This window comes from Paenibacillus sp. NPDC058174 (assembly GCF_042883865.1).
In the GTDB taxonomy this organism is placed as follows: domain Bacteria; phylum Bacillota; class Bacilli; order Paenibacillales; family Paenibacillaceae; genus Pristimantibacillus.
Genome location: NZ_JBHVUY010000005.1, coordinates 249,485 through 275,897 on the forward strand (window position 1 = coordinate 249,485; position 26,413 = coordinate 275,897).

A 26,413-nucleotide genomic window follows, 5' to 3' on the forward strand; every position below is an offset into this window, starting at 1 on the left:
CAATGACCGTTCCCGTTCATGCAAAAGGCGACATTAACGCTGTCGCCCTTTGTATGAACAGGAGCGGTTTTTTTGTTGTAAAGGTATGTTATTTTTGCACGAAAGTCATACTTGGACAAAAACGTCGCAGGTGTCCGGCAAAAAATCCGCACACGGCGGAGCAGACGCCGTTGCTATAATTAAAGCAGAAAGAAAGTGCTTACAATCCACTTGAAAGAGAGCGATACAACATGGGGATGAAAAAATGGGGCTTGCTAGGCAGCACGCTGTTAATTACAGCGCTGCTCATGAACGCTTGCAGCAGCGGCGGCAATAACAATCCGGCAAAACAGCCGGAAGGCGACAAAGGCAATGGCGGCACTCAAACAGTTGATACAAGCCCGCTCGGCAAGTATGATCCGCCGATCGAGGTAACGGCTGTCCGGCCGATCTCGGAAGGGATGGAATTTAAATCGGGCGAGTCGCTGGACAACAATGCGTGGTCGAGAGCGTACGAATCGGATCTCGGCATCAAGATCAAATACCTGTGGACAACGCCGGATGCGCAATATGCACAGAAGATCAACATTGCGATCGCGTCGGATGATATGCCTGACATTGCTGAGGTGAACTCTGCACAGCTGAAGCGATTGATTGAGGATGATCAGCTGCAGGATCTCACATCCATCTACGAGCAGTATGCTTCACCGCTGACGAAGAAGATTTTGTCCGAGGATGGCGGCAATGCAATTAAGTCCTCGACCTTTGACGGGAAAATGTACGCTATTCCAAAAATGGGCTCCGGCATCGGTCAGTCCCAGGTGCTCTGGGTGCGGACGGATTGGCTGAAGAAGCTCAATCTGGAAGAGCCGAAGTCGATGCAGGATGTTCTGGCTATAGCTGATGCGTTCGCGAAGAAGGACCCGGACGGCAATGGAGCTGCCGATACGTACGGACTCGGAATCAACAAGGATCTGTGGGGCTTTTATGCAGGGCTGGAGGGCTTCTTTAACGGCTTCCACGCTTATCCGAACATTTGGGTCAAGGATGCGTCCGGCAAGCTGGTCTACGGAAGCGTGCAGCCGGAAATGAAGCAGGCGCTGCAAAAGCTTCAGGAAATGTACGCCTCTGGCGTGCTGAACAAGGAATTCGGAACGCGTGACGCTTCCAAAGTGAATGAGGATGCAAACGCAGGCAAGGTCGGCATGTTCTTCGGCTTCTTCTGGAACAGCGGCTGGCTGCAGGACGGTAAAACGAATAATCCGGACATGGAGTGGAAGGCAATCGAAATTCCTTCTATCGACGGAGAAGCGGCGAAATCGCAAGTGCCATTTGCTATCAGCACGTATTACACCGTGAAGAAAGGCAGTGCGCATCCGGAAGCAGCCGTTAAGATGCTGAATCTGGCGCTGGAGAAAATTTACGGCGAAACGGCGGAGCCTGAAATCTATAACGTCGACAAGGACGGCATGTCTGCATTCAGCTACACGCTGCTCTACGGCGAGGCGCCGCGTAAAAACCTCGATGCAATGCTGCACATCAAGAGCGCGCTGTCGTCGAATGACCCGTCCTCGCTTAATTTGGAGGAGAAGGGCTATTACGACAACATTATGAAATACCGCGGCGGCGATGCTGCTTTCTGGAGCGCAGAGAAAATGTACGGACCGGAAGGCTCGCTAAGCGTGCTTGATGCCTTTATGCAAAAAGGGCTGACGATGGACAATCAGTTTTTCGGCGCGCCGACGCAAACGATGGTGGATCGCGAGGGCACGCTGCAGAAGCAGCAGGTGCAGACGTTCACGAGCATCATTATGGGCGGATCGATCGATCAATTTGATGCCTTCGTATCGACCTGGAACAAGCAGGGCGGAGAGCAAATGACGAAGGAAGTCAACGACTGGAGTCAAAACTAGAGAACAAGTCTGGCAGAGAGAAGGAAGCGATTCCTTCTCTCAACTAAATCATGCTGGCGGAGTGGAGGAGCAGATGGAGAATAGAAGATTTTTACGTGAGATACCCTTTCACCTCATGCTGCTGCCGGGCATATTGATCGTACTTATCTACAATTACATTCCGATGGCAGGCATTGTCGTCGCGTTCAAGCGGTTTGTACCGTCCAAGGGCATGTTCGGCTCGCCGTGGATCGGATGGGATAACTTTCAGTACCTGCTCAATATGCCGGACATTTATCAAGTGCTTTGGAACACGATTTATATATCACTGATGAAAATCATTGCCGGCGTTGTCGCGCCCGTGCTGTTCGCCTTGCTGCTCAACGAGGCCAAGAACCGGCTCGTCAAACGCAGCGTGCAGACGATTGTCTATTTCCCGCACTTTTTATCCTGGATCATTCTAGGCGGTATTTTCATCGATATTCTGTCGCCGTCGACCGGGATTGTGAATCATTTTCTAACTTGGCTTGGACTGGAGCCGATTTATTTTCTAGGACATAACAGCTGGTTTCCCGTCACTCTGGTAGGTACGGAAGTATGGAAAGGCTTCGGTTACGGCTCTATCGTCTATCTGGCCGCGCTAACCGGAATCAATCCAACGTTGTACGAAGCCGCTGTGATGGATGGAGCGGGACGCTGGAAGCAGACGCTTCACGTTACGCTGCCGGGACTGATTCCGATGATTATGCTGATGACGATTCTAAGCTTAGGAAATGTATTGAATGCGGGCTTCGACCAAGTATTCAATTTATATAGTCCTCAGGTGTACCAGTCGGGCGATATTATCGATACGCTCGTCTACCGCATCGGGATGCAAGACGCGCAATACGGGGTAGCGACGGCAGTTGGCCTGTTCAAGTCGGCCGTGTCCTTCCTTTTCATCGGCATCTCCTACGGACTCGCCACGCGTTATTCGGACTACCGTATTTTTTAAGAGAGGAGACTGCATATGTTCAGGAAAGCTACAATGGGCCGAAAGCTGTTCGTCATTGGCAATTACGCGATTCTTATTGGCGCAGCGCTCATCTGCCTGCTTCCGATCATCAATATACTCGCGATATCCTTTAGCTCAAGCTCGGCGGTCGGCTCGGGCCGAGTACAGTTCTGGCCGGTTGAATTTACACTCAAATCGTATGCTTTCGTGCTGGAGAAGCCGGAATTTATGACCTCCTTCATTATCGCGGTAAAGCGGGTGCTGGTCGGCATGCCGATCAACATGCTGCTGACGATTCTGATCGCCTATCCGCTGTCCAAGGAAAAGCAGCAGTTCAAATGGCGGGGCGTGTATGTCTGGTTTTTCGTTATCACGATGCTGTTCAGCGGCGGACTGATTCCGTGGTACTTGACGATCAAAGCGACCGGCCTGATCGACTCCTTCTGGGCGCTCATTATTCCGGGAGCAGTACCGATCTTTAACGTCATTCTATTGCTTAACTTCTTCCGTTCCTTGCCCAAGGAAATTGAAGAAGCGGCGTTTATGGACGGGGCGACGCAGTGGAAGGTGCTGTGGAAAATATTCGTTCCGCTGTCTGCGCCGGCGATTGCAACCCTGGTATTGTTCTGTATCGTGACCCATTGGAACTCCTGGTTTGAGGGGCTAATACTGATGAACGATCCTAGCCACTACCCGCTGCAATCGTATTTGCAGACCGTCATCGTCAACCGGGATATGTCGCTTGCGACATCGACGGATTGGAAGGCGCTGGCGCTCGTCTCTGACCGGACGACGAAGGCGGCGCAAGTATTCGTAGCTACCGTTCCGGTGCTGTGCGTCTATCCGTTTTTGCAAAAATATTTTACCGAAGGCATCGTAATGGGCAGTGTTAAGGGCTAATCAGCATCGGCATTATATCTAACTACTTTATAAAAGAAAGCGGAGGCTATCATCATGGCAGCTAAAATTGTATTTATTGGAGCAGGCAGCATCATTTTCGTCAAAAACTTAATCGGGGACTGCTTGCTGACCCCGGCACTACGGGATGCGCATATCGCGCTGCTGGATATCGACAAGGAGAAGCTGCGCTTGTCCGAGCAAATGCTCAAGCAGCTGAACAACAACATCAACGAGGGCAGAGCGGATATTAAAGCATACGACGATCAGCGCGAAGCGCTTCGGGATGCCGATTTCGTCATCAATGCGATTCATGTAGGCGGCTACGACCCTTGCGTCATTAATGACTTCGAGATTCCGTTGAAGTACGGGCTGAAGCAAAGCTATGCGGATACGCTTGGCATGGGCGGCATTTTCCGGGGACTGCGCACAATCCCTGTTATGCTTCAGATTGCGAAAGACATGGAGGAAGTATGTCCGGACGCTTGGCTTCTGAACTATACGAATCCGATGGCGATTGTGACCGGCGCGATTCAGAAGGCGACCAGCATTAAGACGGTCGGCCTGTGCCACAGCGTGCAAATTTGTGTCCGTGATCTGTTCGAGGGACTGGGCATGGATCATACGAACGTGAAGTCGAAAATTGCGGGCATCAATCACCAGGCATGGCTGCTTGAGGTTCATCGCGACGGCGAGGATCTGTATCCGGAAGTGAAGCGCAGAGCGCTGGAGCGGCAGGCGGCGGAGCAGCATGATGATAAAGTCCGTTACGAGATTATGAATCAATTCGGCTATTACGTTACGGAATCGACACAGCATACGGCAGAATACGTGCCTTATTTTATCAAGAATGCTTATCCGGAATTGCTGGATGAATACGGCGTTCATACGATGATGTACAAAAACTGGGGACAATCGCAAGCCGACTATTGGCAAAAGGCGATGGACGAGCTGCTGGGCAACAAAGGACTGTCGCATGAGCGTACACATGAATACGCGTCCTACATTATGGAAGCCATTCTGACGGATAACATCTACAAGATCGGCGCCAATGTGATGAACAACGGACTGATTACGAATCTGCCGGACGGTGTCAACGTCGAGGTTCCTTGTCTGGTCGACGGCAGCGGCATTACGCCTTGCTACATCGGGGACCTGCCGCCGCAGCTGGCTGCACTCAACCGTACCAATATCAATGTGCAGGAGCTGACGATCGAAGCTTCGTTGACGGGCAACAAGGAGCATGTGTATCACGCTGCTTTGCTGGACCCGCATACAGCGGCTGAGCTGAGCATTGCCGACATCCGCAGCATGGTAAGCGAGCTGCTTGAAGCCAACCGCAGCTACTTGCCGCAGTTTGAAATCTAAGCCAGTTCGATTATAGCGTGAAGAAAGGCCGCTTTCCGATCATCGCGATTGGAGGAGCGGCCTTTCTATTTCATGTAAAAGGGGAAATGCTACCGTTAACGTCTACACTTTTTCGTCCCCTTTTTCTGCCGGATAATGAACGCAGAGCGGGAATATCCGAAAGGGGAAATGGCGATGAAGGATCATTACTACGCGGCAGAGAAGCTTGCCGGGTATAGACAAGCGGAGCTGGAGGAGCGGGCGCGCAAAGCGGTACTCATTCAGGAGAGCAGAGCGGCCGCTTGCCCGTGCGCAGCCTGTGTGCAGCAAGCGTCAGCAGCTCGGGGCACGGGATGGCGGAGAGGACTGCGTATACTTATTGCAGGTTTGTTCGGAAAGAGGTGAAGCGGCGGCCGCATGGCTTGCCGCTGTTTTTTTTATTTAAGTCCGCCATATTTCTTTGAAGTCAATCCAGCCATGCGCATTGATGCCTACGCCCCGGTAGGAAGGCGAGGAATAGGACTGGAAATGCGAATGAAGCAGAAACAGGCTATGGGCGTCGTCCCTCAGCCGGGTTTCGATGTCGGTTAAGAGCCGCCAACGCTCGGCGGAGCTGTCGCAGTTCAGCGCTTGATCGACATGCTCCCTGACGTATTCATGCCAGTCCGGCGTTTGAAATTGCTTCGTGAAGCTGCCCTCTTGCTCATAATTTTCAATCATGCAGATTTCTTCCTCAGGAAAGACGACGGCATGAAGGATGACGTCCATCTCATTCATGACCGCGATTTCTTGAATATCATCCATCTGCTCATAACGAATATGAAGCGGAATGCCGACGGCAGCGCACTGCTGCTGAACCCATTCCGCATCCTGCAGATGTTTGCCGTAGGTGCCTAGTGTCAGCGGGGTGCCGTCATAATCGATGAGAAGCCGCCGCGCCTCCTCCAGATCATATTGGTCCACACTGGCCCCGGCTTGCTCGGCATGAAAAAAGCTTCTGGCGGCATGCAGCCGATAGCCGCCAAGCTCGCGAAGCATCCGGGTCCGGTCGATAATGAGATCTACGGCGCGGCGAAAGCCGATCGACTGATGCGGGCCCCGCTTATTCATATTCCAGGACAGCAGACTGGTACAGCAATGCTTGGATACGGTGCTTTTCCAGCTGTCTAATTCCTCCTCCTGCTTGCCGGGGTCGTAGAGCAGCTGCTGCCAGAGCGCTTGATCGGCTGCCGCCTCCTTCGGCATGAAGACGATATGGACGCTGTCTAGATGCGGTCGGCCTTGATAATAGCGGGCATTGGCATGCAGGACGAAGCGTTCGTCCGACCATTCCGCCAGCTGGAAAGGACCGGTTCCGAACGGTTTTGTCCAAAACTGCTTCTCATGCTCGCCCCCGTAATCAAGCGGCAGAATCGATAATGCGTTCAGACAAAGAAAACGCGGGAAAATCCGATTCGGCTTGGCTAGCCGAAACCGAACCGTCCGTGCAGATACGGCCTCTATGCTGAGGAGGAAACGGAGCGGCCAGCTGTTGCGCTTGCCCGTCTGCATCCGCTGGAAGGTGAAGACGACATCCTCGGCAACCAGTTCTTTGCCATTGTGAAAAAATACGCCCTTGCGCAAATGGAAGGTCCATACAGTCGCGTCTTCGCTGGCATCCCAAGTATGGGCAATTTGCGGAAGGATCCGGTCCTCCGCCGCATCGTAGCGTACGAGCGGGTCAAAGAGGTGCTGTACCATATGCGATTCCAGGCTGTAGAAGCATTCCGAGGGGTCCAGCGTCAATATCGGATAGGATAGAGGGAGGCGCAGCGTATCAAATGCCTCATTCCCTTCTCCGCGGCTTCTGTCAAATCCGAAGCTGCCGGAGAGCCATTCCGTGAACGTATCAATCGCTTGTGTGCCAGCGTCATAGTGCTGTAAGAGCGCAAAGGCTTGCTTGTATTCTTCCTTTCCAGCGTATTGGCGGGCCAGCTCCAATAAAATAGTGATTTTGCCGGCGAGAAAAGCCAGCTTGGAACGGTTGCCCCTGCCTCGGCCCGCCTGCCAGGTAATTAAGCCGGCTTCCGTAAGTTTGCGTAAGACAAGCTTCGCGTTGCGGGGCGTACAATGCAGCGCAGCGGCGACTTGTTCCAGAGTGACTTCGCGGGAGACCTCTAGCTGCTCATGGGTATTTAATTGATGGGCCAGCATGATGTAATGCTCAAAGGGCTGCATCCGGTCGTCCTCCAGTTCTCCGTATAGTCAGGTCAGTTTTCTTCTTATTCTACAGCCAACCTGGTGTTCTTGCTATCCTGGACAAATTCCTGGTTTATTCCACAAAAAATACACCTGCTGCAGGTCGGAAGAGGCTGGCAGCCCTCCGCCTTGCAGCAGGTGTATGAATGTGAAGCCGGCTATTTTAGTTCGTTTTGCGCGATGCTTCTTCGATGTGTCCGAAAGCCCAATGGGAGGACGTTACATCCGTCCATGTTGGCTTAACGGATGACGGCAGCGGCTCTCTGCCCAGCACACGGTTGAATATAGCGACCGCTTCTGCGCGGGTTAAAGCTTGATTCGGCTTGAAAGCTCCGTCTGGCATGCCGGTCATCATGCCCGCTTCAATGACAAGACGGATCGAATTCTCCGCCCAGTGGCCTTGGATGTCTGCAGCTGATGCTGCACTGCCTTCGTTGGAAAGCTTCAGCCAGCGGCTCACAATGACCGCCATTTCGGCACGGGTAAGCTCGGCATTTGGCTTGAACGTACCGTCTGAGAGACCCTTCATTAAGCCGGAGGTTTGAATAAGCGAGACGGCTTGGAAAGCCCAGTGACCTGAAGCTACATCTGAGAAGCTTGCAGCGGCAACAGTATTTTCCTCCCCGGCACCGATTCGCGACAGCATTGCGGCGATTTCGGCTCGGTTTACGCTTTTCTCCGGCCTGAATGTGCGGTCGGCATATCCGTTAATATAAGAGCTGTGCTGCTTCTGATACAATGACCAGTTGCTCAGATGAAGGATCGTAAAGGTGCTGAATTTCGTAACGTTAAATTGCAGACGGGTTTGGCCGGCCGCATCGGTTGCGATTTCCGGCTTAATGACGACCCGCTCGCCGTCGCTATGCTCAATGAAGACGGCAAGGTTGTCCAGCCATTGCTGGCGTTCTTTCTCATTAGCAGGAATCTGTGCAGCTGGCACCGGCAGCGACAGGCTGACAGCGCGGGAGGACAAATTGGTCTCAATCGTCATCGGACGTCCAATGACTTGGAGGCTGCCGTCTCCCAGCACAGTTTTGACCGCTTCTTCTTTAACAGCACGTTCCTTGACTTTATCTTGTTCCGCTTGCGTCTTAATTGGAATGATGCGGAAGTACGTATCGCTGGTCAGGTCTGCCAGCGAGGCGTAGGGAATGATCAGACTTGCATCTGCTGTGCGAATTTCCAGGTTAATATGACCATCCGCCAGTTGCTGCACAGCACCGGCAGGGAGGTTTACGTTAATTTGGGCAACTTCGTCCTTCGTATCCGGAATAACGACACGAGCGATATGAAGGCCGGCTGCCGAGAGCTTCTCTACAATTTCGCGTGCGTTGTTAGAAGACAGCGTAACCTCATCTTTTTTCTTTCCGTCAGCCCCAGTAGTACGAACGATAGTCGCGGCTGAAATTTGATTGTTGTCGCCGCCATCTACCGGAACTGAAATCTGTTCCGTTTGGCTGGAAGGAGCGGAGCTTCCTCCCGTTCCGCCAGGAACCGGAGTTGGAGTCGGTTCTGGAGTTGGAGTCGGCGTCGGTTCGGAGCTAGGCTCCGGCGTTGGCTCCGTGCTAGGCTCTGGTATTCTAGGCTGATTGTATACTTTAATTTCTTGAAGATCCGGCCCCATGCTGCCGTCTTCACCTACGGCATGAATCACAATCTGAATGTAGCGCTGTGTAATCGCTTCGGGAAAAGAAACGGATTCTGTCGTAAAGCCGTTATAGGGCCCTTCTGTATGAGTAACAGGAGCGGCGTAAATTGTACCCGGGATCGTTGCGAACGGTCCGTTCGGGCTGTCGCTGACCCTCACTTCATAGGATTGCAGGTAGACGGAATCGGTAACGAGGATTTCGTTATAGATCGCGTTCTCTCCCATATCGAGTGTAATCGTCCATGGCGCATCAGTTGGACTGCCGGTCCAGCCTGTATGGAGCGAATCGTCGGTCAACTGAGTAATTTCACCGCTGATAGTTCCCTTGTCGACTGTAACCGGAACACCGTAGGCCAGGTTGGAGCTGTCTTCATTTACAATGACGGTCCGCGTCACTGCAACTGCTTCATTGCCGGCTGCATCAGCGGCAGAATACGAAATCGTATACGTGCCCGGGACAGCCGTATCGATGGCTGGCAGTGTATTTCCGTTCAAGCTGTAAGCGGCTTCCGCTGTCAGGTTGTTGTCGACATTATCCGTTACCGTTACGCCAGGATCATGGAAAGGCGCACCCTTTCTGATAAGCATAGTTGATGCGCCGATAAGCGTAATGACTGGTTTTACCGTATCGGTAAGCTGTTCATCAAGCTCAGGGAATTGACTGACTGATGAGCCGTAAGCTTTATACGCTTTGCCGTTTGGCAAGTATGTCATGCCGGTTGTTTGAAACTGAACATTTTTATATTGCTCAAGCTGGGAGGCATCTACGGTCCCAGCCGCTAGATGCTCGCTGGCAATTCGAAAGATTTTGTTGCTTCTATCGTCCGCAGCATATAGATGGCCGGAAGGACTGATCGTTATTCCTTGCAGTTCGGTCGAGAGGTCATCGATGACTGTTGTTGCAGCCGATGCTCCAGGTGCGAGCTTGTAGATGCCTCTGCTCGAATAGTCTGTGAAATAAAGGTTGTCTGCAGCGTCGAAAGCCAAGCCATATACGAAATTAAAGCCCGTATTGTAGTAGGGGGTTGCGCTATTTGCAGGAAGGGGGAAATCGGTGAGCTCACTGCTGCTGATTTTATATATATTTTGATCATAGCTGTCCGTTGTGAAGAACAGATCTCCGGCCCCGTTAAGGGCAACCGTCATAATATAACCTCTGTTCAGCACTTTCGTGACTTCGCCTGTCTCGACCGAAATGCGAAAGATCCCGCCCGGCTCCCGCTGTGCGGCATAGATATAGCCGTCATGGTAAGCAAGTGTTCTTACATCTTGAATCGGAACACTGATGAATTGGCTTGGTGCCGGGGGAACTGCCCAAGCTTTGGCAGCAGGAAAGCTGGCAAGCAGCAGCATTAACGCCATTAATAAAGATAAAGAACGTTTCATATGATAGTTCCTTTCCTATTCAAAGTTTTGAAATAGTTCCGGTACTATTTTATTAAAACGTTCTGAACCAATTCTGAGCAATTTCGACAAAAAACTTGCTCTTTAATACAGCAGTCTCCATAGGTAAAAGGTGGCGTAGGACTGCCAGTCTGTCCAATTAGCAGACAGCTTCACGATTTCTTCCTTTGTCGGCTTCCGGTCCATTCCAAGCACATGCTTGATTGCATTATGCAGGCCAACGTCATCAATCGGAAAGGCGGAAGGCATCCGCAGGCAGCGCATGAGCACATAATTAGCGGTCCATGGTCCGATCCCGCGAATGCTGACGAGCATTTTTTCTGCTTGCTTCAACCCTCCGGCACGGAGCAGACTGTTTTTCGTTAATTGCCCGCTTGAGATGAGGCCTGCTGTGCCGATCAAGTATTCGCTTTTTTTCGTCGTCATCTTCAGCTCGCTCAGTTCTTCAACCGGCAATACCGCGATGTCCTTTGGGGAGGGGAACAGCCAGTAGCGTTCGCCGTCATATTCAATTGCTCGTCCGTACCGCTCGACGAACCGCCGCTTCAGCGTGTAGGCAAACGGCAGGTTGATTTGCTGGCCGATAATGCCCCAGCAGAGCGCTTCGAATAAATCGGGTATGCCGATCGTACGCAGGCCGTAATATGTTCGGACGGGCAGCTCCAGCAGCGGGTCCTTGCATGCCACCTGATAGAAGGGTGCCAGATCGGTATCCAGATCAAACCACTCTCTTGTATAGAGGGCCACCGCATCGCGTACCTGCTCAGACGGCGGCTCTTCGGGCGCAAGAAACCTAACGCTCAGCTTACCGGGCTGTTCGGCGAATACCTCGACAACGACGGACAAGGATCCGTCCCCTTCGATTTCCCTATCTACCGGTATAGCTTTGCGGATTCGTCCGTCTATTACCCGGTGCATACATTCGCCTGCAGCACGCGCTAAATAACTCACGTTTTCTGTAAAGCTGAAAGGCTCGGGAAGCGGCAAGTATAGCTCCCGGCCATCCGGCGAGACTGTATAGGAAAGGCTATTGTTCATCTTAATCCTCTTCTCTGCGGACATTTTTATATAGTAGTTTTACCATAAAAAAAGCTTTCGCAGTTTCGATATCTTGCTGTCTTATTATGAACGTTGTGAGGGAAGCCGATTATTTTGCAGCCAGTCCCGGGTGCATTCTATTCGTATCAGGACTAGAAACCGCTTCTGGCTTTTTGAACGAAAGACTTTGACGGCCGGTGACAAAGTGGTATACCACGCTGACGGCAAGGATGAGAAGGACGAGATAGTCGTAGAGATGAGTGGCCGGTGTGTGGCCGGTGAAATTGAGAAAGTTATGCAAGCCGTGAAAGACGATGCCCGGCCAAATCATGCGATGCTTCACAACGAGCAAGGCGAGCAGCAGCCCCAGCAGAAAGGCATAAGCGATTTGCAGCATCGTATCTTCGGCAGATTGCCCGCCCAGCGCTTGCAGAGCGTGAGTCACGCCAAAGAAGAAGCTGGAGAAGAGAACGGCGAAGCCTGTTCCTTTGGACAGCAGCGCGCGCAGCATAATGCCGCGGAAGAGCGATTCCTCGACAAAGCCGACCAGCGGCAGCTGGGATAGAAGCATGTAAACGAAATAAGAGGAGGGGGCGGCTGCAAAGCCGCGGTTGGCAATGAGCAGAACGGCGAGAATAAGCAGCAGCGGCGCAAAGTCCAGCCACTGTCTGGCTGTAAGCTTCGTTAAGCTGCCGCTGAAGAAAAATTGCCGCCCGCGTTGTTTAATAGAAAAGAAAATGGCAAGGAATACAGCAATCGGGATAAAGCCGAGAAATGGAGCAAGCGGGTGGGTCCATTCAGCAATCGAAGCGTACGCACTGCCTCCGGCAATGAAAACAATGAGCGCCAGTTCGATGAGAACAATCGTGAGATAAGGTCTTTTCCATTTCAATTCATTCAAGTTTTCCATCATTACCATTCTCCCTTTTCGATCATTTTGCTGAAGAAATCATGCTCCATCCGAAAAAACTGCAAGCCATAATGCATGACAGATACGCGGTAGTAATAGTCGTCTTTGTTAGGAATCTGCTCCAGCTCCTTTGATACGATGCCTTGAACGGCTTCCATCTGGGCGATGCCGCTTCGCAAGGTGTGCTGGAAAGCCTGCAAGTTTTGCAGCCGGGTGGATTCATCTAAATAGTCATAGAAAAATAGTTTGAGCAGATGCTCCCGTTTATTTGCCTGCAGCGGCTCACGCAGCCAGTTCATGAAATAGCTCCGGCCTTGCTCGGTAATCGCGTACAGCTTCTTGTTCTTGCTGTCATTTGTTTCTTCTTCAATTAAGTGTCCGGCGGAGACGAGCCGCTTGAGAGCGGGATAAAGACTTCCGTAGCTCATTTTGATAAAAAGGCTAACCGATTGCTCTGCTATTTTTTTAATATCATAGCCGCTCATTTTGCCCTGCATCAGTATGCCTAGGCTAACCGTTTCAACCACTTTAGAACGCCCCTAACATATATCGATTTGATATATCAATTTGATATATGTAATTTAGCATTTATTGGATTTGTCGTCAACGGTTTTTTTTGAAAATCGTCTTAAATCGGCGCCGGCGGCATAAATTGGCTAAAAAAGGAGAGTGAGCGTTAGTGGACAAGGCCGTGAGGCGATATTACCAATTGAAGCAAAAGCAGAAAGAGCTGGAGCAGGAGCTCGGCGAGCTGCGGGCGGAAATATTGAATCATTGCGAAGAGCAGCAATTATCCGAGCTGGAGACGAAAGGCTATAGAGTGAAGCTCGTCTTGCAGGAGCGGAAGGAATATGATGACGACAAGCTGTACGAGGCGCTTCCCGATCCGGAAGTATGGCGCCTGCTATCGAAGGCTGATGCCTCCAAGGTTGCAAGCCTGATCAAGCTGAACGTCGTTCCAGAGGACAGAATTAAAGATACCTATGCGGTGAAACGCGTGTCGCTGCTGCATGTAGACAAGAAATAAAGACCATAGCAAAGCCCCTTTTCCAGGCATAGGACTTGCACTGCCGAAAAAGGGGCTTTATTCGTTTATAAAGCATTATTCGTAATAGCCTTCGGTTGATTTACGCAATTGGCTGAATTGATTGCCGTCATGTCCGAACCAGACTTGCGAGTTTGTCCGGTTGGCCAGCGTGCGGATTTTTTCAACAGAATTCCGGTAGCCGACCGAATCATAAATGACCCCCGGAGGTTTGACAGGCGGACCGTAGCTCTCCGCTGTATAGATGGTATCGGAAGCGAGGATGATCCCGCCTGTTTCCGGCATTTCAATGTGCAAGCCCAGCATGCCCCAAGCATGTCCGCTGCCGCAGTTAATGATTTGGATGCCTTCAGCCAGCTCCAGATGATCCTCATGCCGCTTGACCGTTCTCCACTGCAGCTGATTTTTAATCCATGCATCGATATCTGCCCATACGTAGGCGCCTTCCTTTTCATTGCGGGCATAGCTCTGCAGTGCGCCGTTCAGCTCATCTTCGTGGACGATAATGGTAGCATTCGTGAACATCTCGAGGCATCCGGCATGATCCATGTGCAAATGAGAAGCAATGACGTACCTGATTTCTTCAGGCCTTACACGAAGCTGCTCCAGCCGGTTATGCAAGTAGCATTCCTCGCCGGCGACCCAAGGGAATGATTTCTGGGTTGTATCGGTCCAGCGCCCTTGAGGGCCCATCGAATTCGGATTGCAGGCGGTATCGAATAAAATTTTGCCTTCCGGATGGTCGATAAGCACGGTATATATGGGGAATTCAACAAATTCCGCAGGCAGGTTAGGGTTGTTTACTGTTGCCGGATTATGCATAGCGATCAGCCAGTTTTTATCCATACTCATCCGGCCGTTGTCCAGCACGTACAGTTTTGGACGAGGTTTGATAATCGTTGACATGTGAAGCAGCCTCCCTTGTATTTGACGATGATATAGCCCTACAATAATGCATAAGCTAAAACTACGTAAGTAGGCACTTTAAGGTGTACAGGGAACTTTAAAGTGCGCAGGAGGGAAAACATAATGACAGTTTCGGCAAAAACAAAACAGCCTGACATTTCATTGGCCGTATGCGGCTATACCAAAGTGATTGAAATTATATCGAATAAATGGACGGCACTCGTGATCTACGCTATTGAAAACGGAAGTATCCGTTACGGTGAAATCGAGAGAAGAATTGCAGGCATTTCCAAAAAAATGCTGACACAAACGCTGCGGAAGCTGGAGCGTGACGGCGTGGTTCAGCGCCATGTTACCCCGTCCGTACCGCCGATGGTCGAATATTCCCTCACGCTGCTGGGGCAGACTTTGCTTCGCCCGATGAGGGAGCTGCGGCAATGGGGAAGAGACAATTATATACATGTGGAGGCGGCCAGAAATCAATATGATGTAACTTACAATAATGATTCGCTGGAGTAACGGTACTAGGAATGGAATCGCATTCTTCTTCCATTGAATGCGATTCCAGCCGTGGAGGGAAAAGTAAAAAATCCCCTTGTCAATCGAATGGGATTCATATTATAATGGTCACAAAGTTTAACCGCTTTAACTTTCGCGAAAGTATTAGTAACCGCATTCATAATCGAAGAAATAGGCATTATTTTTTTGTCCTATAAGTTAAAGCGCTTAAACTTATGGGGCGGAGCAGGACACCTACCCGTACGAAGAAGGGGGACCCTTGAGTGAGGTCAACGAAAGAAAGCCGGCGTGAGGGAAGGAATTTTTATTTTTTCATTTCACCGTGGTTAATTGGATTTGTCGTATTTGCGCTATTCCCGGTTCTGGCTTCTCTTTATTACAGCTTCACGGAATATGATATTATCCACGCGCCGAAGTTTATCGGAGCAGGCAACTATCAGGAGCTCTTCCAAGACGAGCAGTTCTGGAATTCCATCAAAGTAACGTTGAAGTACACATTCATTAGCGTACCGCTAACACTTCTGCTTTCTTTGTTTTTTGCAATTCTTATCAATCAGAAAATTCCGTTCCGCGGTTTTTTCCGGACGGCGATGTACTTTCCGAGCATGATCTCCGGTGTATCCATGGCATTGCTGTGGTTCTGGGTATTTAATCCGCAAGCCGGGCTGTTCAACTACGTGCTTTCTATTTTCGGAGTAGAGCCAATCGCTTGGTTTCTCGATGAGAATTATGCCATTTGGGCGCTGATTATCATGTCGTTCTGGGGAATGGGAGCAGGCATGCTTATTTTCCTGGCCGGACTGCAGGGCGTACCTGGCAGCTTGCTGGAGGCTGCCAAACTGGATGGCGCAGGACGGCTTCGTTCCTTCTGGAACGTAACGCTGCCGCTAATCTCGCCGGTATTTCTGTTTCAGCTTATCATGGGCTTGATTGAATCCTTCCAAGTGTTTACGCAAGCGTACACCATTACACAAGGCGGTCCGAACTACTCGACCTGGTTCTACGTTTATAACATTTACGTCAATGCGTTCAAAAACTTCCGTTACGGCTATGCATCGGCGATGTCGTGGATTCTTCTGATCGCGGTCATGATTATAACTTACGCCATTATGAAGCTGTCGAACCGTTACGTTTACTACGAAGGAGGGAGCGAACGATGAGCCAGCCCGCATACGCCGGTCAACCGAAGAAAAAAACGAAATTCGACATCGCCCCGATTATCGGGTTCATCATTTTGCTAGCTGTTACGATCGCCATGATCCTGCCTTTTGGTTTTATGATATCGACCTCATTGAAGACGACGAAGGAAATGCTCGTCTTTCCTCCGACCGTTATTCCGGAGCAATTCGCTTGGGGGAATTTCAAGGAGCTGTTCATTAATGACGAGATTAAATTCGGCAGGCAGTACGGCAACAGTCTGATCGTTGCAATAGCTACTGTTATCGGTACGGTGCTTTCCTCTTCCTTCGTCGCATTTGGCTTCGCCAGATACCGGGCTAAAGGAAGCCAGCTGATGTTCATGCTGGTGCTTGGAACGCTTATGCTGCCTTATCCGGCGATTATGATTCCGCAGTTTTTGCTGTTTACGAAGCTGGGGCTTCATGACTCGCTTCTCCCATTGATCCTGCCAGCGTTTTTCGGTTCCGCTTACATGATCTTTTTGCTGCGGCAGTTTTTCTCCAATCTGCCCAATGAGATTTATGATGCGGGACGAATCGACGGCTGCCGGGAGGTCGGCCTGTATTGGAAGCTGACGCTTCCGCTTGCAGGTCCAGTACTTGCTACGGTTGCGATCTTTTCCTTCATCTGGAGCTGGAATGATCTGCTTGCGCCGGTTCTTTATCTGGATTCGCAGGAAAACTTCACCCTTCCGATCGGGATGGCAGCCATGCTGTCGTCGAAGTTCCGGATTGCGCCTTGGAACCTGATGATGGCAGCCTCATTGCTGTCGGTCCTTCCGATTGTCGCGTTGTTCGCCGTCGCACAAAAACGTTTTGTCGAGGGCATCGTGCTGACTGGCATCAAGTAAAGTCCACATAGAGCTTTAAGCCAATTAAAAAACAAGGGGGATACACAATGAACAAGAACAAAGGCAAGCTTTTACTCGGTCTCATTCTCGTATTTTCGATGGTTATGTCCGCATGTACAGGCGGGGGCAAGGATGGCGGCAAAGACGGAGACATCGTGACAATTACGCATTACACGATCGATTCGCCGGACCGCACATTCGTGGAAAAGCTGATTCCAGACTTCGAGGCGAAGCATCCGAATATTAAGGTTAAGGTAACGAAAGCGCCTTACGAGCAATTCGATTCCAAGCTTCAATCGGCGATCGCAGCTAAAAATGCGCCAGACGTGACTTCGCACTGGGGCTATGGCGGCTTCATGGAATATTACAACAAAGGCATGCTGATGGATCTGTCTCCTTACCTGACTGACTTCAAAGCATCCGACTACAACATTCCGGAAGACGTTATGAACATTTACAAAGTAGACGGCAAAACATACGGCATTCCGGTCAACAGCTATGTAACCGTAATGCTCTACAACAAAGATTTGTTCGACAAAGCCGGCCTTCCTTATCCGCCATCGGATTACGAGGACAAAAGCTGGACGTTCGACAAAATGGTGGAGTACGCCAAAGCATTGACGGTAGACTCCAAAAACTTGAACGAAGCGCAATACGGCGTTGACTTCGGCTTTGGCGAACGCGATCAACGGCCGCAATACTTCGGCGGCAACGTCTATTCCGAGGATACGTGGACGAATGGCGGCAAGCCTTCCGAGATTAACCTGACGAAACCTGAGGTTGTGGAGGCGTTCAAGAAGGTTTACGGCCTGATCTATGATCAAAAGGTTTCCCCGACGCCGGCATTCTCGAAGTCGGTATCCGGACAGTTCGGCGACCCGTTCCTTTCCGGCAAAATCGGCATGTCCGTAGTCGGCTCGTGGAGCTTGGCCGCTTCCAGCGACTTCAGCTTCAACGTAGGCGTAGCTGCTGTACCGCAAGGCCCGAACGAGAAAGTAAGAAGCGTGCTGTATGTTGATCCATTGTTCGTACTGAAGGATTCCAAGCACCCGAAAGAGGCGCTGGAGTGGATTGAGTATCTCGTGACAGCGGAAGTACAAGAGAAATCCATCGAGCTTAGCGGCGGCAACCCGCCGGTCAACCAGCAAGCGGCTGAGAAATATTACAGCAACTTCGAAGGGATCGATCCGGAGCAAATCAAGCAAGTATTCGATGGCGCTTATAAATACGGTTTTGAATCCTATAACCACCTGATCTCCAACTATTCGCAAATCAACGAGTTGTTCATCAACGAGCTGGCTAGCGTGGAGAATGGAGACAAGAAGGTAGAGGACGCATTGCCGGGCATTGAGACGAAGCTTAAAGCACTGCTTGAGCGCTTGAACAAATAAAGCAAGGCGAAATCGGGGGAGAAACGGGGTTTGATCCGGGTCTCTCCCGTCCTTGCCTATTTGCTGTTTTGGCTCAAATATGGTATTCGTTAATAAATACTTTTTTTATTACAGGAGCTAAAACGATGAAAGTCAGTATCTTTGATGTAGCCAAGAAGTCGGGCTTGTCGGTCGTAACGGTATCAAGAGTGCTGAATAATTCGTCTTCGGTTCGTCAGAAAAATAAAGAGAAAGTGCTGCAAGCGATGCGGGAGCTTGACTATCATCCCAACGCCTCCGCCCGAAGCCTTGCGCGGGGCAAGACGGGGATTATCGGTCTGACGCTGACGACGCTGCATGACTCTTTCTTTGATGCGGTCGTTAATGAAATTAATGACAGGCTGGCAGAGCATGGCTATTATTTGGCGCTTTCGATCTCGAAGAGCTACGAGGATGCTTTTCACCGCTCCTTGTTTCAAGAGGATCGCGTAGACGGCGTTATTCTGCTCTCTCCCTTTGATGAAGACGAATATGTGAGCGAGCTGAAGAAGAAGCAAATTCCGTTCATCATGATCGATAATTCGAAAAAAAATCCGCAAGTCACTTCCATAATCGTAGATAATTTCAGAGGCGGCTACGAGGCGACCAAGCACTTGATTGAGCTGGGTCACACGGAAATCGCCCATATTGCCGGGCCCGATCATTTCCTCAGCAGCAGGGAACGGGAGCGCGGGTTTAAAGCTGCGCTGGAGGAAGCCGGCCTGCAGCCGTATTGCATAGAGCGCGGCACGTTCGAAATCTCGACCGGCTATCATATCGCCAAGGATTGGATTGCCTCGGGCAAGCTGCCGCCGGCTGTCTTTGCCGGGGACGACAACATTGCGCTTGGCATCATGGACGCCTGCCTCAATGAAGGGGTACGCATTCCGCGAGACATCTCGGTCGTGGGCTTTGACGATCAAATACTAGCCTCTGAATTCCGTCCGCTGCTGACAACCATTAGACAGCCGGCCGACAAAATCGCCGCGATGGGCGTAGAATTGCTGCTGGCTGCTATTTCCAATACCAGCACGAAAAATGCCACGGTACAGATCGAGCCGGAGCTAATTGTTCGGGAGTCGACAGCGCCGCCTCAAAAATAACTTCATCATCGTTACGTTATAGGGATGTATAAGAGAGAGTTTCAGCCGAATGCCGGCTGGAACTCTTTTTGCGTTTTTTGCAGCAGCAGGTATGAAGCATAGTGCAAGGTGGTCAATTTTTTTCCGAATCGGTCAAATCCGTTTCTTCCGGGAGCTGTCTCAACACGGTTAAATAGGAAGTAGAAACGAAGATACCAGCTAGATGAAGAGGTGACTGCACATGCAAGGAAACGAAGTTCAGCAGCAGAGGCTGCCTAAGCTGAAGCGCAAGCAGCGGGAGGAAATCGCCGGTTATTTGCTGGCGGGACCTATGCTGCTCGGATTGTTTATTTTCACCGTGATCCCGACGCTTATCTCCCTGGTGCTCAGCTTTACGGAATGGAGCTTTATTGCCGATCTTCAGAAGATGAAGTTTGTCGGTTTAAGCAACTTCAAGCAGCTGTTCGACGATCAGGTATTTCTAACTTCCATGAGAAACAATTTGATTCTGCTGCTTGTCGTTCCGGTTCAATTGATCGTCTCGCTGGTGCTGGCCGTCGTGATTGAACGGTACGTATACGGCAAAGGTTTATTTAAAGTAATGTTTTTCATGCCGTATATTTCAAGCATGGTTGCCGTCGCGATTGTGTTCCAGCTGCTGTTTCACCCGTCCTACGGTCCGGTGAATGAGACGCTTCGCTCGCTGGGCATCGCCAATCCGCCGAAGTGGCTTGCTGATCTGCATTACGCGCTGCCTTCGGTCATGATTATTCTGATCTGGGTCGGCATCGGCTTCTGTATGGTCGTCTATATGGCGGCGCTCAACGCCATTCCGAAGGATCTTTATGAATCGGCTGACATTGACGGAGCCGGCATATGGACGAGATTCCGCCGCATTACGCTGCCGCTTGTAACGCCAACAACCTTCTTCCTGCTCGTTACGGGATTGATCAGCTCGTTCAAATCATTTGACGTCATTAAGGTGCTGACGGAGGGAGGCCCATCCTATTCAACCTCGGTCGTCACCTATTATTTGTACACGACGGCATTCGAGAATTTGAAGACGGGCTATGCCTCTTCCATTGCCTGGATGCTGTTCGGCTGTGTGCTGCTCATAACGCTTATCCAGCTCTACGGGCAGAAGAAGTGGGTTCACTATTAAGTACGGAGGACTGAATATGCGAACAACGATGAATGCGCGAATAAGAAGAAGGATAGGAAAAGCGGCGGTCACGCTGGGTATGCTAATGCTTGGGATTGGCTTCCTGCTGCCCTTCATCTGGATGATATCGGCCTCCGTGAAGCCGGAAATCGATGTGTTTAAATATCCGATTCAATGGATTCCAACGAATTGGCAGTTTTTCGAGAATTATAGGGAGGTATGGGTGGGGGATCATCCATTTGCTCTCTATTACTGGAACTCGATTAAAGTGAGCGTCGTGACGACGATCGTATCGGTGTTTGTGTCTGCGATGGCCGCCTTTGCTTTCTCCCATGTCGAGTTTCGCGGAAGAAAGCTGCTGTTCGGAGTCGTGCTGATGACGTTCATGGTGCCAAGCTACTCCATTATGGTGCCTCAATTCATGATCTTCCGCTGGCTTGATCTGTTCGACAGCCATCTCGGACTCATTATGCTCGGCTCCTTCAGCGCGCTCGGCACATTCATGCTGCGCCAGTTTTTCATGGGACTGCATAAGGATTATCTGGATGCTGCCTTTATTGACGGAGCCGGCACGTTTACGACCTTTGTCCGTATCGCATTGCCGCTCGTCCGCCCTGCGCTCGCGACCTACGCGATCCTGCGGTTTATATGGACCTGGAACGACTACGCCAACCCGCTTATTTTTCTAAGAAGCGACCGGCTGATGACCGTCCAGATCGGCATACAGAAGTTTGCATCGGAGAGCGGAGCCTTCTATTCTTTAATTATGGCAGGCACCGTGTCGGCGATCTTGCCGCTGCTCATCATCTTTATTTTCGGACAGAAGCAGGTTATTGAAGGAATTGCCCTTGGCGGCGTGAAAGGGTAAAAATAGTTTCGAATCGGTAAAAATCGTTACTGTGAGCGCGAAAAACGGAATGGTAAGTTTAAATAGCAAATGAAACCGCTTTATTATAAAGGGAGGCATAGAGATGAAGAAGAGATGGATGTCTACGGCAATATCGGCTATTGTGCTGACGACGCTGCTTGCGGGCTGCTCCGGCGGGAACGGAAATGGCGGAAGCGCAGCAACGGAGAAGCCGGATAAGAGCGCAGAGACGACGAATGCGCCGCAGGTGAAGATCAAGTTCTTGAACTGGGAGAAGGCTGAGGTGTATCAGCCGGCAATTGATGCGTTTGAAGCCAAGCACCCGAATATTAAAGTCGAGTACGTGCCGGTCGTCGAGAATGACTCCAATGAGACGATCAAAAAAATCGACATTATGTATGCATCCGGAGAGCAATTTGACGTATTCTCGCTGAACTCGGTGCCGAATTTCAGCCAAAGGGCGGTCAACGGCATGCTGGAGCCGCTTGACGATTATTTGGCCAAAGAAGGCGTGAAGTTCGAGGATGAGTACAAGGCGGAGCAGATGAAGCTGGACGGCAAGCGCTATTCGCTTCCGGGCAAGTTCGGGCCTTGGTTCATTCTGATGAACAAGTCGCAGCTTGATGCGGCAGGGCTGGAGGTTCCGCAGAGCTGGACGTGGGATGAATTCCGCGAATATGCGAAGCAGCTGACGAAGGGGGAAGGACCAAGCAAGCAGTACGGCGCCTTTTTCCATACGTGGAAGGACTACTTCCTGCTCAAGCAGTACAGCTCGGCTCAGGATCAAGGCATTATGAAGGATGACGGCATCCACTTGAATGCGGACAATCCGCTGATGAAAGCGTCGCTGGAGCTGCGTTATGCGATGGAGCATGAGGATAAAAGCTCGACGCCGTATCAGGATATCGTGACGCAGAAGATTCCGTACCGCGACGAATATTTCCAAGGCAAAGCAACGATGCTGCCTACCGGTCCTTGGATGATTGCTGAAGCGGGCGGCACGGACAAAATTCCTGCGACATTCGTCTCGGCGTTTGCGCCGTGGCCGACCAATGCGAAGGGCGATGAGAACTATTCGTTTGGCGGAGCGGACTCGCTCGTTATTTCGTCCAAGTCGAAAAACAAGGAAGCCGCTTATCAGTTTATCCGTTTCCTGTCGACGGAAGGGATGGCATTGACGAAGCAGCTTAGCGCATGGAAGAAAGCTGATGTAGCAAGCGAGGTTGATGCCATTGTAGCATCGACGATGACGCCGGATATGATTGATAAAGCTTCGCTGTTGAATACGCTCAACGTATCGAAGCTGCCGCAGCCGGCTAATGCGCCTTCCTACGCTGCTGATATCGAGAAAGCGTATATTTCCGAAGCGGAGAAGTACATTTTGGGTACGGCGGATATTGACGCGACGATCGCGGCCATCAAGACGAATCTCCAGAAAATTATCGATGCAAACCAGAAATAGTTTCCTTATAATGATCTAGACAAGAGGATGCCTGCGCGCAAGCGGGGCATCCCTTTCACCTTTTAGAAGAAAGGGGCCTTCGCGATGAGCTTATCTTCCTTCGGCTGGCGCAAGAAGCTGATTACGTCCGCACTGCTGTGCCTGTTCATTCCATCGCTGCTTACGCTATTGATTACCGGCTTGAATACGAGGAATGAGCTGAAGGAGAAGGCGGTCGTCAAGGCCGAGCAATCGCTGGAGGTAGCCGATCTTTACGTATCCAATCTGGTAACGGATATGCTGAAGGCGTCCAATACGCTGCAATACGACAGCGAGATGATGACGGCGATGCGTACCGCTTGGAGCAGCTACCGGAAGAGCGGAGACGGCAAGCTTGATTTTTTTGCCTATAAGCCGGTTGCGGAGAAGCTGGATCAGCTGACGTTTTTTGGCGGCAAGACATATGTAACGATTCTGCTGCCGGGCGGATTGATCTTTACCAACTATTCTACGTATCGCAATGATCTGACTTATATGTATAAGGAGCCATGGGTAGATAATATGACGTTGGAGCCGGTCAATACGACGTATTGGCTGGGTACCCAGCCTAATTATGTCCATGGGGATGCGGCTGACAGCCCGAATGTTGTGACGATTATTCGCAGCTTTCAGCTGTTTGCCAATACGGGCAAAGCCTATATCGTACTGAGCAAGCCGGAGGAGCAGTTCCATGAAATATTCAGCAAATATGCAGCGGATCAGAAGATGATGCTGATGAACGGAGAGGACCGCATTATTTCGCATCCGGAAACCTCGGCCATTGGCGGTACGATTGAGGCGTCGTTGACTCCCGAGCAAGAGGGTGAAGCTTCACCCGCTCCTGCGCTGCGAGATTATATCCGCGTCGAGCATAGTTTATCCTATGCGGGCTGGAGCATCGTCAGCCTGACGCCGTACAAAGCGGCAACAGGCACTATTAACGGCTTTCTTAACGATTTGATTATTTTACAGGTGCTGTTTTTCCTGTTGTTCTCGGCGGTATTGATTTATCTGCTGCGGCAATTGACGAGACCGATCGTACAGCTTGCGAAAATTGCTGAGAGAGTCGATGCCGGCAACTTGAATGCCCGTTCCCGGTTTGGCGGCCAGGATGAGGTAGGGCGGCTTGGCGCTTCATTTGACCGGATGCTGGACCGGATCAAGGAGATGATCCATCAGATCAAGCGTGAGCAGGACCGCAAGCGGATGGCGGAGCTGGAGCTGCTGCAGGCGCAGATCAACCCGCATTTTCTGTTCAATACGCTGAACTCTATTCGCTTACGGGTATTGATGAAGGGCGAGAAGGATATCGCCGAAATCGTCGGCTCCTTGTCGACACTGCTGCGCATGACGATCAACCGCAACAATGAATTCATTACGCTCTACGACGAAGTTGCGACCGTCAAGGAATATATGCGGCTGATGAACTTCCGCCATGTGGAGAAGGTGGAGCTGACGAGCAATCTTGCTTCCGACACGCTGCTCGCGATGCTTCCCCGGTTCACGCTGCAGCCGTTAATCGAGAACGCTTACATGCACGGATTGAGGCAGAAGGAAGGGCATATCGATGTGCAGTCTTGGAAGCAGGGGCATCTGCTCTTTATTTCGATTCAGGATGACGGTATCGGCATGACGGAGGAGGAGCAGGCAGCGCTGCTAGGCAGGCTGGCTGAGCAAGTGGAGCCGCCGGAGCAATCCGAGCAGCGGGAACAGCATGAGCAGCCGCTTCGGCAGCAGTTTGCGAATGACAGGCCGCAGACGTCCGGGCAGCGGAACGGGGAGAGAAGTCCGGTTAGCGGAATTGGTTTGAAGAACGTGCATGAGCGGCTGCGGATGATTTACGGCGAGGTATATCAGCTGCAGATTGAAAGCCCGCAAGGCGGGGGCTTGAAGCTGGTGCTGCGCATTCCGATTTCGATGGGACAGGAGGCGATAGAAGATGAATACCGTAGCGCTGGTCGATGATGATGTCGCTGTGCTTGAGTTTTTGGAGAAAATGATTCCTTGGAGCGATTATGGCTTTCGCGTTGCGCATACCAGCACCAATGCATTGGAAGCGCTCGATGCCTGCGCTGCGCTGATGCCGGATCTGATCATTACCGATATCGGCATGCCGGTGATGGACGGCGTCGCATTCATTCGGGCGGTGAAGGAGCTTAGCCAGCAGCCGCGGTTCGTCATCCTGTCCTGCCACGATGATTTTCGCTATGCGCAGCAAGCGGTCCAGCTTGGCGTGCAGGATTACATCCTAAAGGAGACGATGGATCCTGAGGCGTTATCGTCACTTATTGCCGGCATGCAGGAGAAGATTGGTGCGGAACGGCGGCTGCACGATGAGCTGAAAATGCTGCACAGCCGGGCGCATCGCAGCAACTCGGTGCTGAAGGAGCAGTGGCTGCGCGAGCTGCTGTCATCGCCTGTGCCGGACAGCCCGGCATGGACGGACTCGCTGCAGCCGTTTGGCTTCCGGACGGTGCTGCCTTATTTTATCCCCGTCGTTGGTCGGCTTCATGAGGTCAATGCAGCCTGGAAGCGCTATGAGAGCGAGGATATGGTAAAGTTCATCGTCGAGAACATGGCGGAGGAGCTGTTGGGCAGCGAGGCGAATGCGCTGTTCATTAGCGTGTCGGCAAGAGAATTCTGCATCTTGTTCAACTGCAGCAAGGAGCTCAAGCACAGTCCCTATGAACGCATTCGGTCGCTCGCGAGGCTCGTACAGCAGAAGCTGGAGCAGGTAGTCAAGCTGCGTTACTCCATTCTCATCGGCGGCATCGAAGCCGAACGATCGGGCATTAGGCGGCAGATGGGCGGCATGCTGCAAGCGACGGACCGGTTCTTTTATTTGCGGGACCCTCAGTTCATGACGCTGGAGGAAGCGGGCAGACTGACTTTTCACGAGGAGGAGCCGTTAACCTTTTACTACGAATATGCGGAGCGGATCAACCGGACGATCATCGAAGCGAACATCGATGTTCCTGATGCCGTCGAACCGTTTATTCACTTCATTTCGATTCATAAGTTCGAGCCGAAGGCAGTCAAGCGGTTCGTCTTCAAGCTGGCGCTGGATACGATGATGAAGCTAAAGGATACCCGGCACTATACGAATGAAAAGGTGCAGAACGAACTGGATCAGCTAGGCAACATCAGCGAGCTTCGGGAATGGCTGATCGGCTTCGTGCAGGAGGCGGTCGGCTTGATGGAGCAAATCGCCAAGCAAAGCAAGAAGGTTGAAATTGTCGACGCGCAAAAATTTGTCCGGCAGCATCTCGACCGGAAAATTTCGCTAGAGGAAGTAGCGGCGCATTTGCATCTGAATCCCAGCTATTTCAGCCGTTTGTTCAAGAAGGAGACGGGTCAGAATTTCATCGAATATGTGACCCGCAGCAAAATGGAGAAGGCACGGGAGCTGCTGAACGGCTCAGACCGGACGATGGAGCAGGTCGCGCAGCAGCTCGGCTATGAGAACAGAAGCTATTTCGTCAAATTGTTCAAGGAGCATTACGGCGTATTGCCAAGCAAATATGTGTAGCTAAGGCTGCTTCAGAGCTTTTCTCTGGAGCAGCTTT

Annotated in this window: 21 protein-coding genes and 1 pseudogene; 16 read left to right on the top strand and 6 right to left on the bottom strand. The window is 51.2% G+C overall.

Annotation, left to right across the window (positions count from 1 at the left end; all coding sequences use genetic code 11):
* The first annotated feature begins 230 nt into the window (after positions 1–230).
* The 5 genes from ACFVVF_RS23010 to ACFVVF_RS23030 all read left to right on the top strand — a co-directional run bounded on the left by ACFVVF_RS23010 (position 231) and on the right by ACFVVF_RS23030 (position 5,514).
* The gene (locus ACFVVF_RS23010; protein WP_387814653.1) at positions 231–1,892 is read left to right on the top strand and encodes an extracellular solute-binding protein; all 1,662 of its coding nucleotides are present in this window, start codon (positions 231–233) and stop codon (positions 1,890–1,892) included.
* A 73-nt stretch (positions 1,893–1,965) separates the two neighbouring features.
* A complete protein-coding gene (locus ACFVVF_RS23015; RefSeq protein ID WP_387814655.1) occupies positions 1,966–2,865 on the top strand; it encodes an ABC transporter permease in 900 nt (299 codons plus the stop codon).
* A 15-nt stretch (positions 2,866–2,880) separates the two neighbouring features.
* Positions 2,881–3,765 (top strand): carbohydrate ABC transporter permease, encoded by an 885-nt coding sequence (locus ACFVVF_RS23020; protein ID WP_387814657.1) that lies wholly within the window; start codon positions 2,881–2,883, stop codon positions 3,763–3,765.
* A gap of 54 nt (positions 3,766–3,819) precedes the next feature.
* Positions 3,820–5,130 (top strand): alpha-glucosidase/alpha-galactosidase, encoded by a 1,311-nt coding sequence (gene melA / locus ACFVVF_RS23025; RefSeq protein WP_387814659.1) that lies wholly within the window; start codon positions 3,820–3,822, stop codon positions 5,128–5,130.
* A 174-nt stretch (positions 5,131–5,304) separates the two neighbouring features.
* Positions 5,305–5,514 (top strand): hypothetical protein, encoded by a 210-nt coding sequence (locus ACFVVF_RS23030; RefSeq protein ID WP_387814661.1) that lies wholly within the window; start codon positions 5,305–5,307, stop codon positions 5,512–5,514.
* Positions 5,515–5,868: 354 nt separating this feature from the next.
* On the opposite strand, the pseudogene ACFVVF_RS23035 reads toward ACFVVF_RS23030, so the two are convergent.
* From ACFVVF_RS23035 to ACFVVF_RS23055, 5 genes and pseudogenes are all read right to left on the bottom strand, one after another.
* Positions 5,869–7,326, bottom strand: a pseudogene (locus ACFVVF_RS23035) (ABC transporter substrate-binding protein); the annotation flags it as partial.
* Between the two features lie 184 nt (positions 7,327–7,510).
* Complete coding sequence (locus ACFVVF_RS23040; protein WP_387814662.1) at positions 7,511–10,381, bottom strand: S-layer homology domain-containing protein; 2,871 nt, start codon at positions 10,379–10,381, stop codon at positions 7,511–7,513.
* Positions 10,382–10,483: 102 nt separating this feature from the next.
* Positions 10,484–11,437, bottom strand: coding sequence for a DNA-3-methyladenine glycosylase family protein (locus ACFVVF_RS23045; protein ID WP_387814664.1), 954 nt, complete (start codon positions 11,435–11,437; stop codon positions 10,484–10,486).
* A gap of 109 nt (positions 11,438–11,546) precedes the next feature.
* Positions 11,547–12,350, bottom strand: coding sequence for a CPBP family intramembrane glutamic endopeptidase (locus ACFVVF_RS23050; RefSeq protein ID WP_387814666.1), 804 nt, complete (start codon positions 12,348–12,350; stop codon positions 11,547–11,549).
* A complete protein-coding gene (locus ACFVVF_RS23055; protein ID WP_387814668.1) occupies positions 12,350–12,874 on the bottom strand; it encodes a PadR family transcriptional regulator in 525 nt (174 codons plus the stop codon). The genes ACFVVF_RS23050 and ACFVVF_RS23055 overlap by 1 nt, the downstream gene beginning before the upstream one ends.
* Positions 12,875–13,026: 152 nt before the next feature.
* Here ACFVVF_RS23055 and ACFVVF_RS23060 point away from each other — a divergent pair, with 152 nt between their 5' ends.
* Positions 13,027–13,374 carry a hypothetical protein gene (locus tag ACFVVF_RS23060; protein WP_387814670.1) on the top strand — a complete coding sequence of 116 codons (348 nt, stop codon included), beginning with the start codon at positions 13,027–13,029 and terminating at the stop codon, positions 13,372–13,374.
* Between the two features lie 75 nt (positions 13,375–13,449).
* On the opposite strand, the gene ahlS is transcribed toward ACFVVF_RS23060, so the two are convergent.
* Positions 13,450–14,298 (bottom strand): AhlS family quorum-quenching N-acyl homoserine lactonase, encoded by an 849-nt coding sequence (gene ahlS / locus ACFVVF_RS23065; RefSeq protein ID WP_387814672.1) that lies wholly within the window; start codon positions 14,296–14,298, stop codon positions 13,450–13,452.
* 123 nt (positions 14,299–14,421) lie between these two features.
* On the opposite strand from ahlS, the gene ACFVVF_RS23070 reads away from it, so the two are divergent.
* The 10 genes from ACFVVF_RS23070 to ACFVVF_RS23115 all read left to right on the top strand — a co-directional run bounded on the left by ACFVVF_RS23070 (position 14,422) and on the right by ACFVVF_RS23115 (position 26,376).
* Positions 14,422–14,817 (top strand): winged helix-turn-helix transcriptional regulator, encoded by a 396-nt coding sequence (locus ACFVVF_RS23070; protein ID WP_387814674.1) that lies wholly within the window; start codon positions 14,422–14,424, stop codon positions 14,815–14,817.
* A gap of 263 nt (positions 14,818–15,080) precedes the next feature.
* A complete protein-coding gene (locus ACFVVF_RS23075) occupies positions 15,081–15,977 on the top strand; it encodes a carbohydrate ABC transporter permease (protein WP_387814676.1) in 897 nt (298 codons plus the stop codon).
* A complete protein-coding gene (locus ACFVVF_RS23080; RefSeq protein ID WP_387814677.1) occupies positions 15,974–16,846 on the top strand; it encodes a carbohydrate ABC transporter permease in 873 nt (290 codons plus the stop codon). The genes ACFVVF_RS23075 and ACFVVF_RS23080 overlap by 4 nt, the downstream gene beginning before the upstream one ends.
* 47 nt (positions 16,847–16,893) lie before the next feature.
* Complete coding sequence (locus ACFVVF_RS23085; RefSeq protein WP_387814679.1) at positions 16,894–18,237, top strand: ABC transporter substrate-binding protein; 1,344 nt, start codon at positions 16,894–16,896, stop codon at positions 18,235–18,237.
* 125 nt (positions 18,238–18,362) lie between these two features.
* A complete protein-coding gene (locus ACFVVF_RS23090) occupies positions 18,363–19,358 on the top strand; it encodes a LacI family DNA-binding transcriptional regulator (protein WP_387814682.1) in 996 nt (331 codons plus the stop codon).
* Between the two features lie 220 nt (positions 19,359–19,578).
* Positions 19,579–20,499 (top strand): carbohydrate ABC transporter permease, encoded by a 921-nt coding sequence (locus ACFVVF_RS23095; protein ID WP_387814684.1) that lies wholly within the window; start codon positions 19,579–19,581, stop codon positions 20,497–20,499.
* 16 nt (positions 20,500–20,515) lie between these two features.
* The gene (locus ACFVVF_RS23100) at positions 20,516–21,367 is read left to right on the top strand and encodes a carbohydrate ABC transporter permease (protein WP_387814685.1); all 852 of its coding nucleotides are present in this window, start codon (positions 20,516–20,518) and stop codon (positions 21,365–21,367) included.
* Positions 21,368–21,470: 103 nt separating this feature from the next.
* On the top strand, positions 21,471–22,829 hold the full coding sequence (locus ACFVVF_RS23105; protein WP_387814687.1) for an ABC transporter substrate-binding protein: 1,359 nt from the start codon (positions 21,471–21,473) through the stop codon (positions 22,827–22,829).
* An 84-nt stretch (positions 22,830–22,913) separates the two neighbouring features.
* Entirely contained in the window at positions 22,914–24,812 is a 1,899-nt protein-coding gene (locus tag ACFVVF_RS23110) for a sensor histidine kinase (protein WP_387814689.1), read from the top strand.
* A complete protein-coding gene (locus tag ACFVVF_RS23115; protein WP_387814691.1) occupies positions 24,787–26,376 on the top strand; it encodes a helix-turn-helix domain-containing protein in 1,590 nt (529 codons plus the stop codon). The genes ACFVVF_RS23110 and ACFVVF_RS23115 overlap by 26 nt, the downstream gene beginning before the upstream one ends.
* Positions 26,377–26,413: the final 37 nt, after the last annotated feature.

Bases quoted from the DNA above. Each gene is read 5' to 3' on its own strand.
- ACFVVF_RS23010 (WP_387814653.1), top strand. From the start codon at position 231: ATGGGGATGAAAAAATGGGGCTTGCTAGGCAGCACGCTGTTAATTACA.
- ACFVVF_RS23015 (WP_387814655.1), top strand. From the start codon at position 1,966: ATGGAGAATAGAAGATTTTTACGTGAGATACCCTTTCACCTCATGCTG.
- ACFVVF_RS23095 (WP_387814684.1), top strand. From the start codon at position 19,579: ATGCAAGGAAACGAAGTTCAGCAGCAGAGGCTGCCTAAGCTGAAGCGC.
- ACFVVF_RS23115 (WP_387814691.1), top strand. From the start codon at position 24,787: ATGAATACCGTAGCGCTGGTCGATGATGATGTCGCTGTGCTTGAGTTT.
- ACFVVF_RS23090 (WP_387814682.1), top strand. From the start codon at position 18,363: ATGAAAGTCAGTATCTTTGATGTAGCCAAGAAGTCGGGCTTGTCGGTC.
- ahlS (WP_387814672.1), bottom strand. From the start codon at position 14,298: ATGTCAACGATTATCAAACCTCGTCCAAAACTGTACGTGCTGGACAAC.
- ACFVVF_RS23020 (WP_387814657.1), top strand. From the start codon at position 2,881: ATGTTCAGGAAAGCTACAATGGGCCGAAAGCTGTTCGTCATTGGCAAT.
- ACFVVF_RS23085 (WP_387814679.1), top strand. From the start codon at position 16,894: ATGAACAAGAACAAAGGCAAGCTTTTACTCGGTCTCATTCTCGTATTT.
- ACFVVF_RS23080 (WP_387814677.1), top strand. From the start codon at position 15,974: ATGAGCCAGCCCGCATACGCCGGTCAACCGAAGAAAAAAACGAAATTC.
- melA (WP_387814659.1), top strand. From the start codon at position 3,820: ATGGCAGCTAAAATTGTATTTATTGGAGCAGGCAGCATCATTTTCGTC.
- ACFVVF_RS23070 (WP_387814674.1), top strand. From the start codon at position 14,422: ATGACAGTTTCGGCAAAAACAAAACAGCCTGACATTTCATTGGCCGTA.
- ACFVVF_RS23040 (WP_387814662.1), bottom strand. From the start codon at position 10,381: ATGAAACGTTCTTTATCTTTATTAATGGCGTTAATGCTGCTGCTTGCC.
- ACFVVF_RS23030 (WP_387814661.1), top strand. From the start codon at position 5,305: ATGAAGGATCATTACTACGCGGCAGAGAAGCTTGCCGGGTATAGACAA.
- ACFVVF_RS23050 (WP_387814666.1), bottom strand. From the start codon at position 12,350: ATGATGGAAAACTTGAATGAATTGAAATGGAAAAGACCTTATCTCACG.
- ACFVVF_RS23045 (WP_387814664.1), bottom strand. From the start codon at position 11,437: ATGAACAATAGCCTTTCCTATACAGTCTCGCCGGATGGCCGGGAGCTA.
- ACFVVF_RS23105 (WP_387814687.1), top strand. From the start codon at position 21,471: ATGAAGAAGAGATGGATGTCTACGGCAATATCGGCTATTGTGCTGACG.
- ACFVVF_RS23110 (WP_387814689.1), top strand. From the start codon at position 22,914: ATGAGCTTATCTTCCTTCGGCTGGCGCAAGAAGCTGATTACGTCCGCA.
- ACFVVF_RS23100 (WP_387814685.1), top strand. From the start codon at position 20,516: ATGCGAACAACGATGAATGCGCGAATAAGAAGAAGGATAGGAAAAGCG.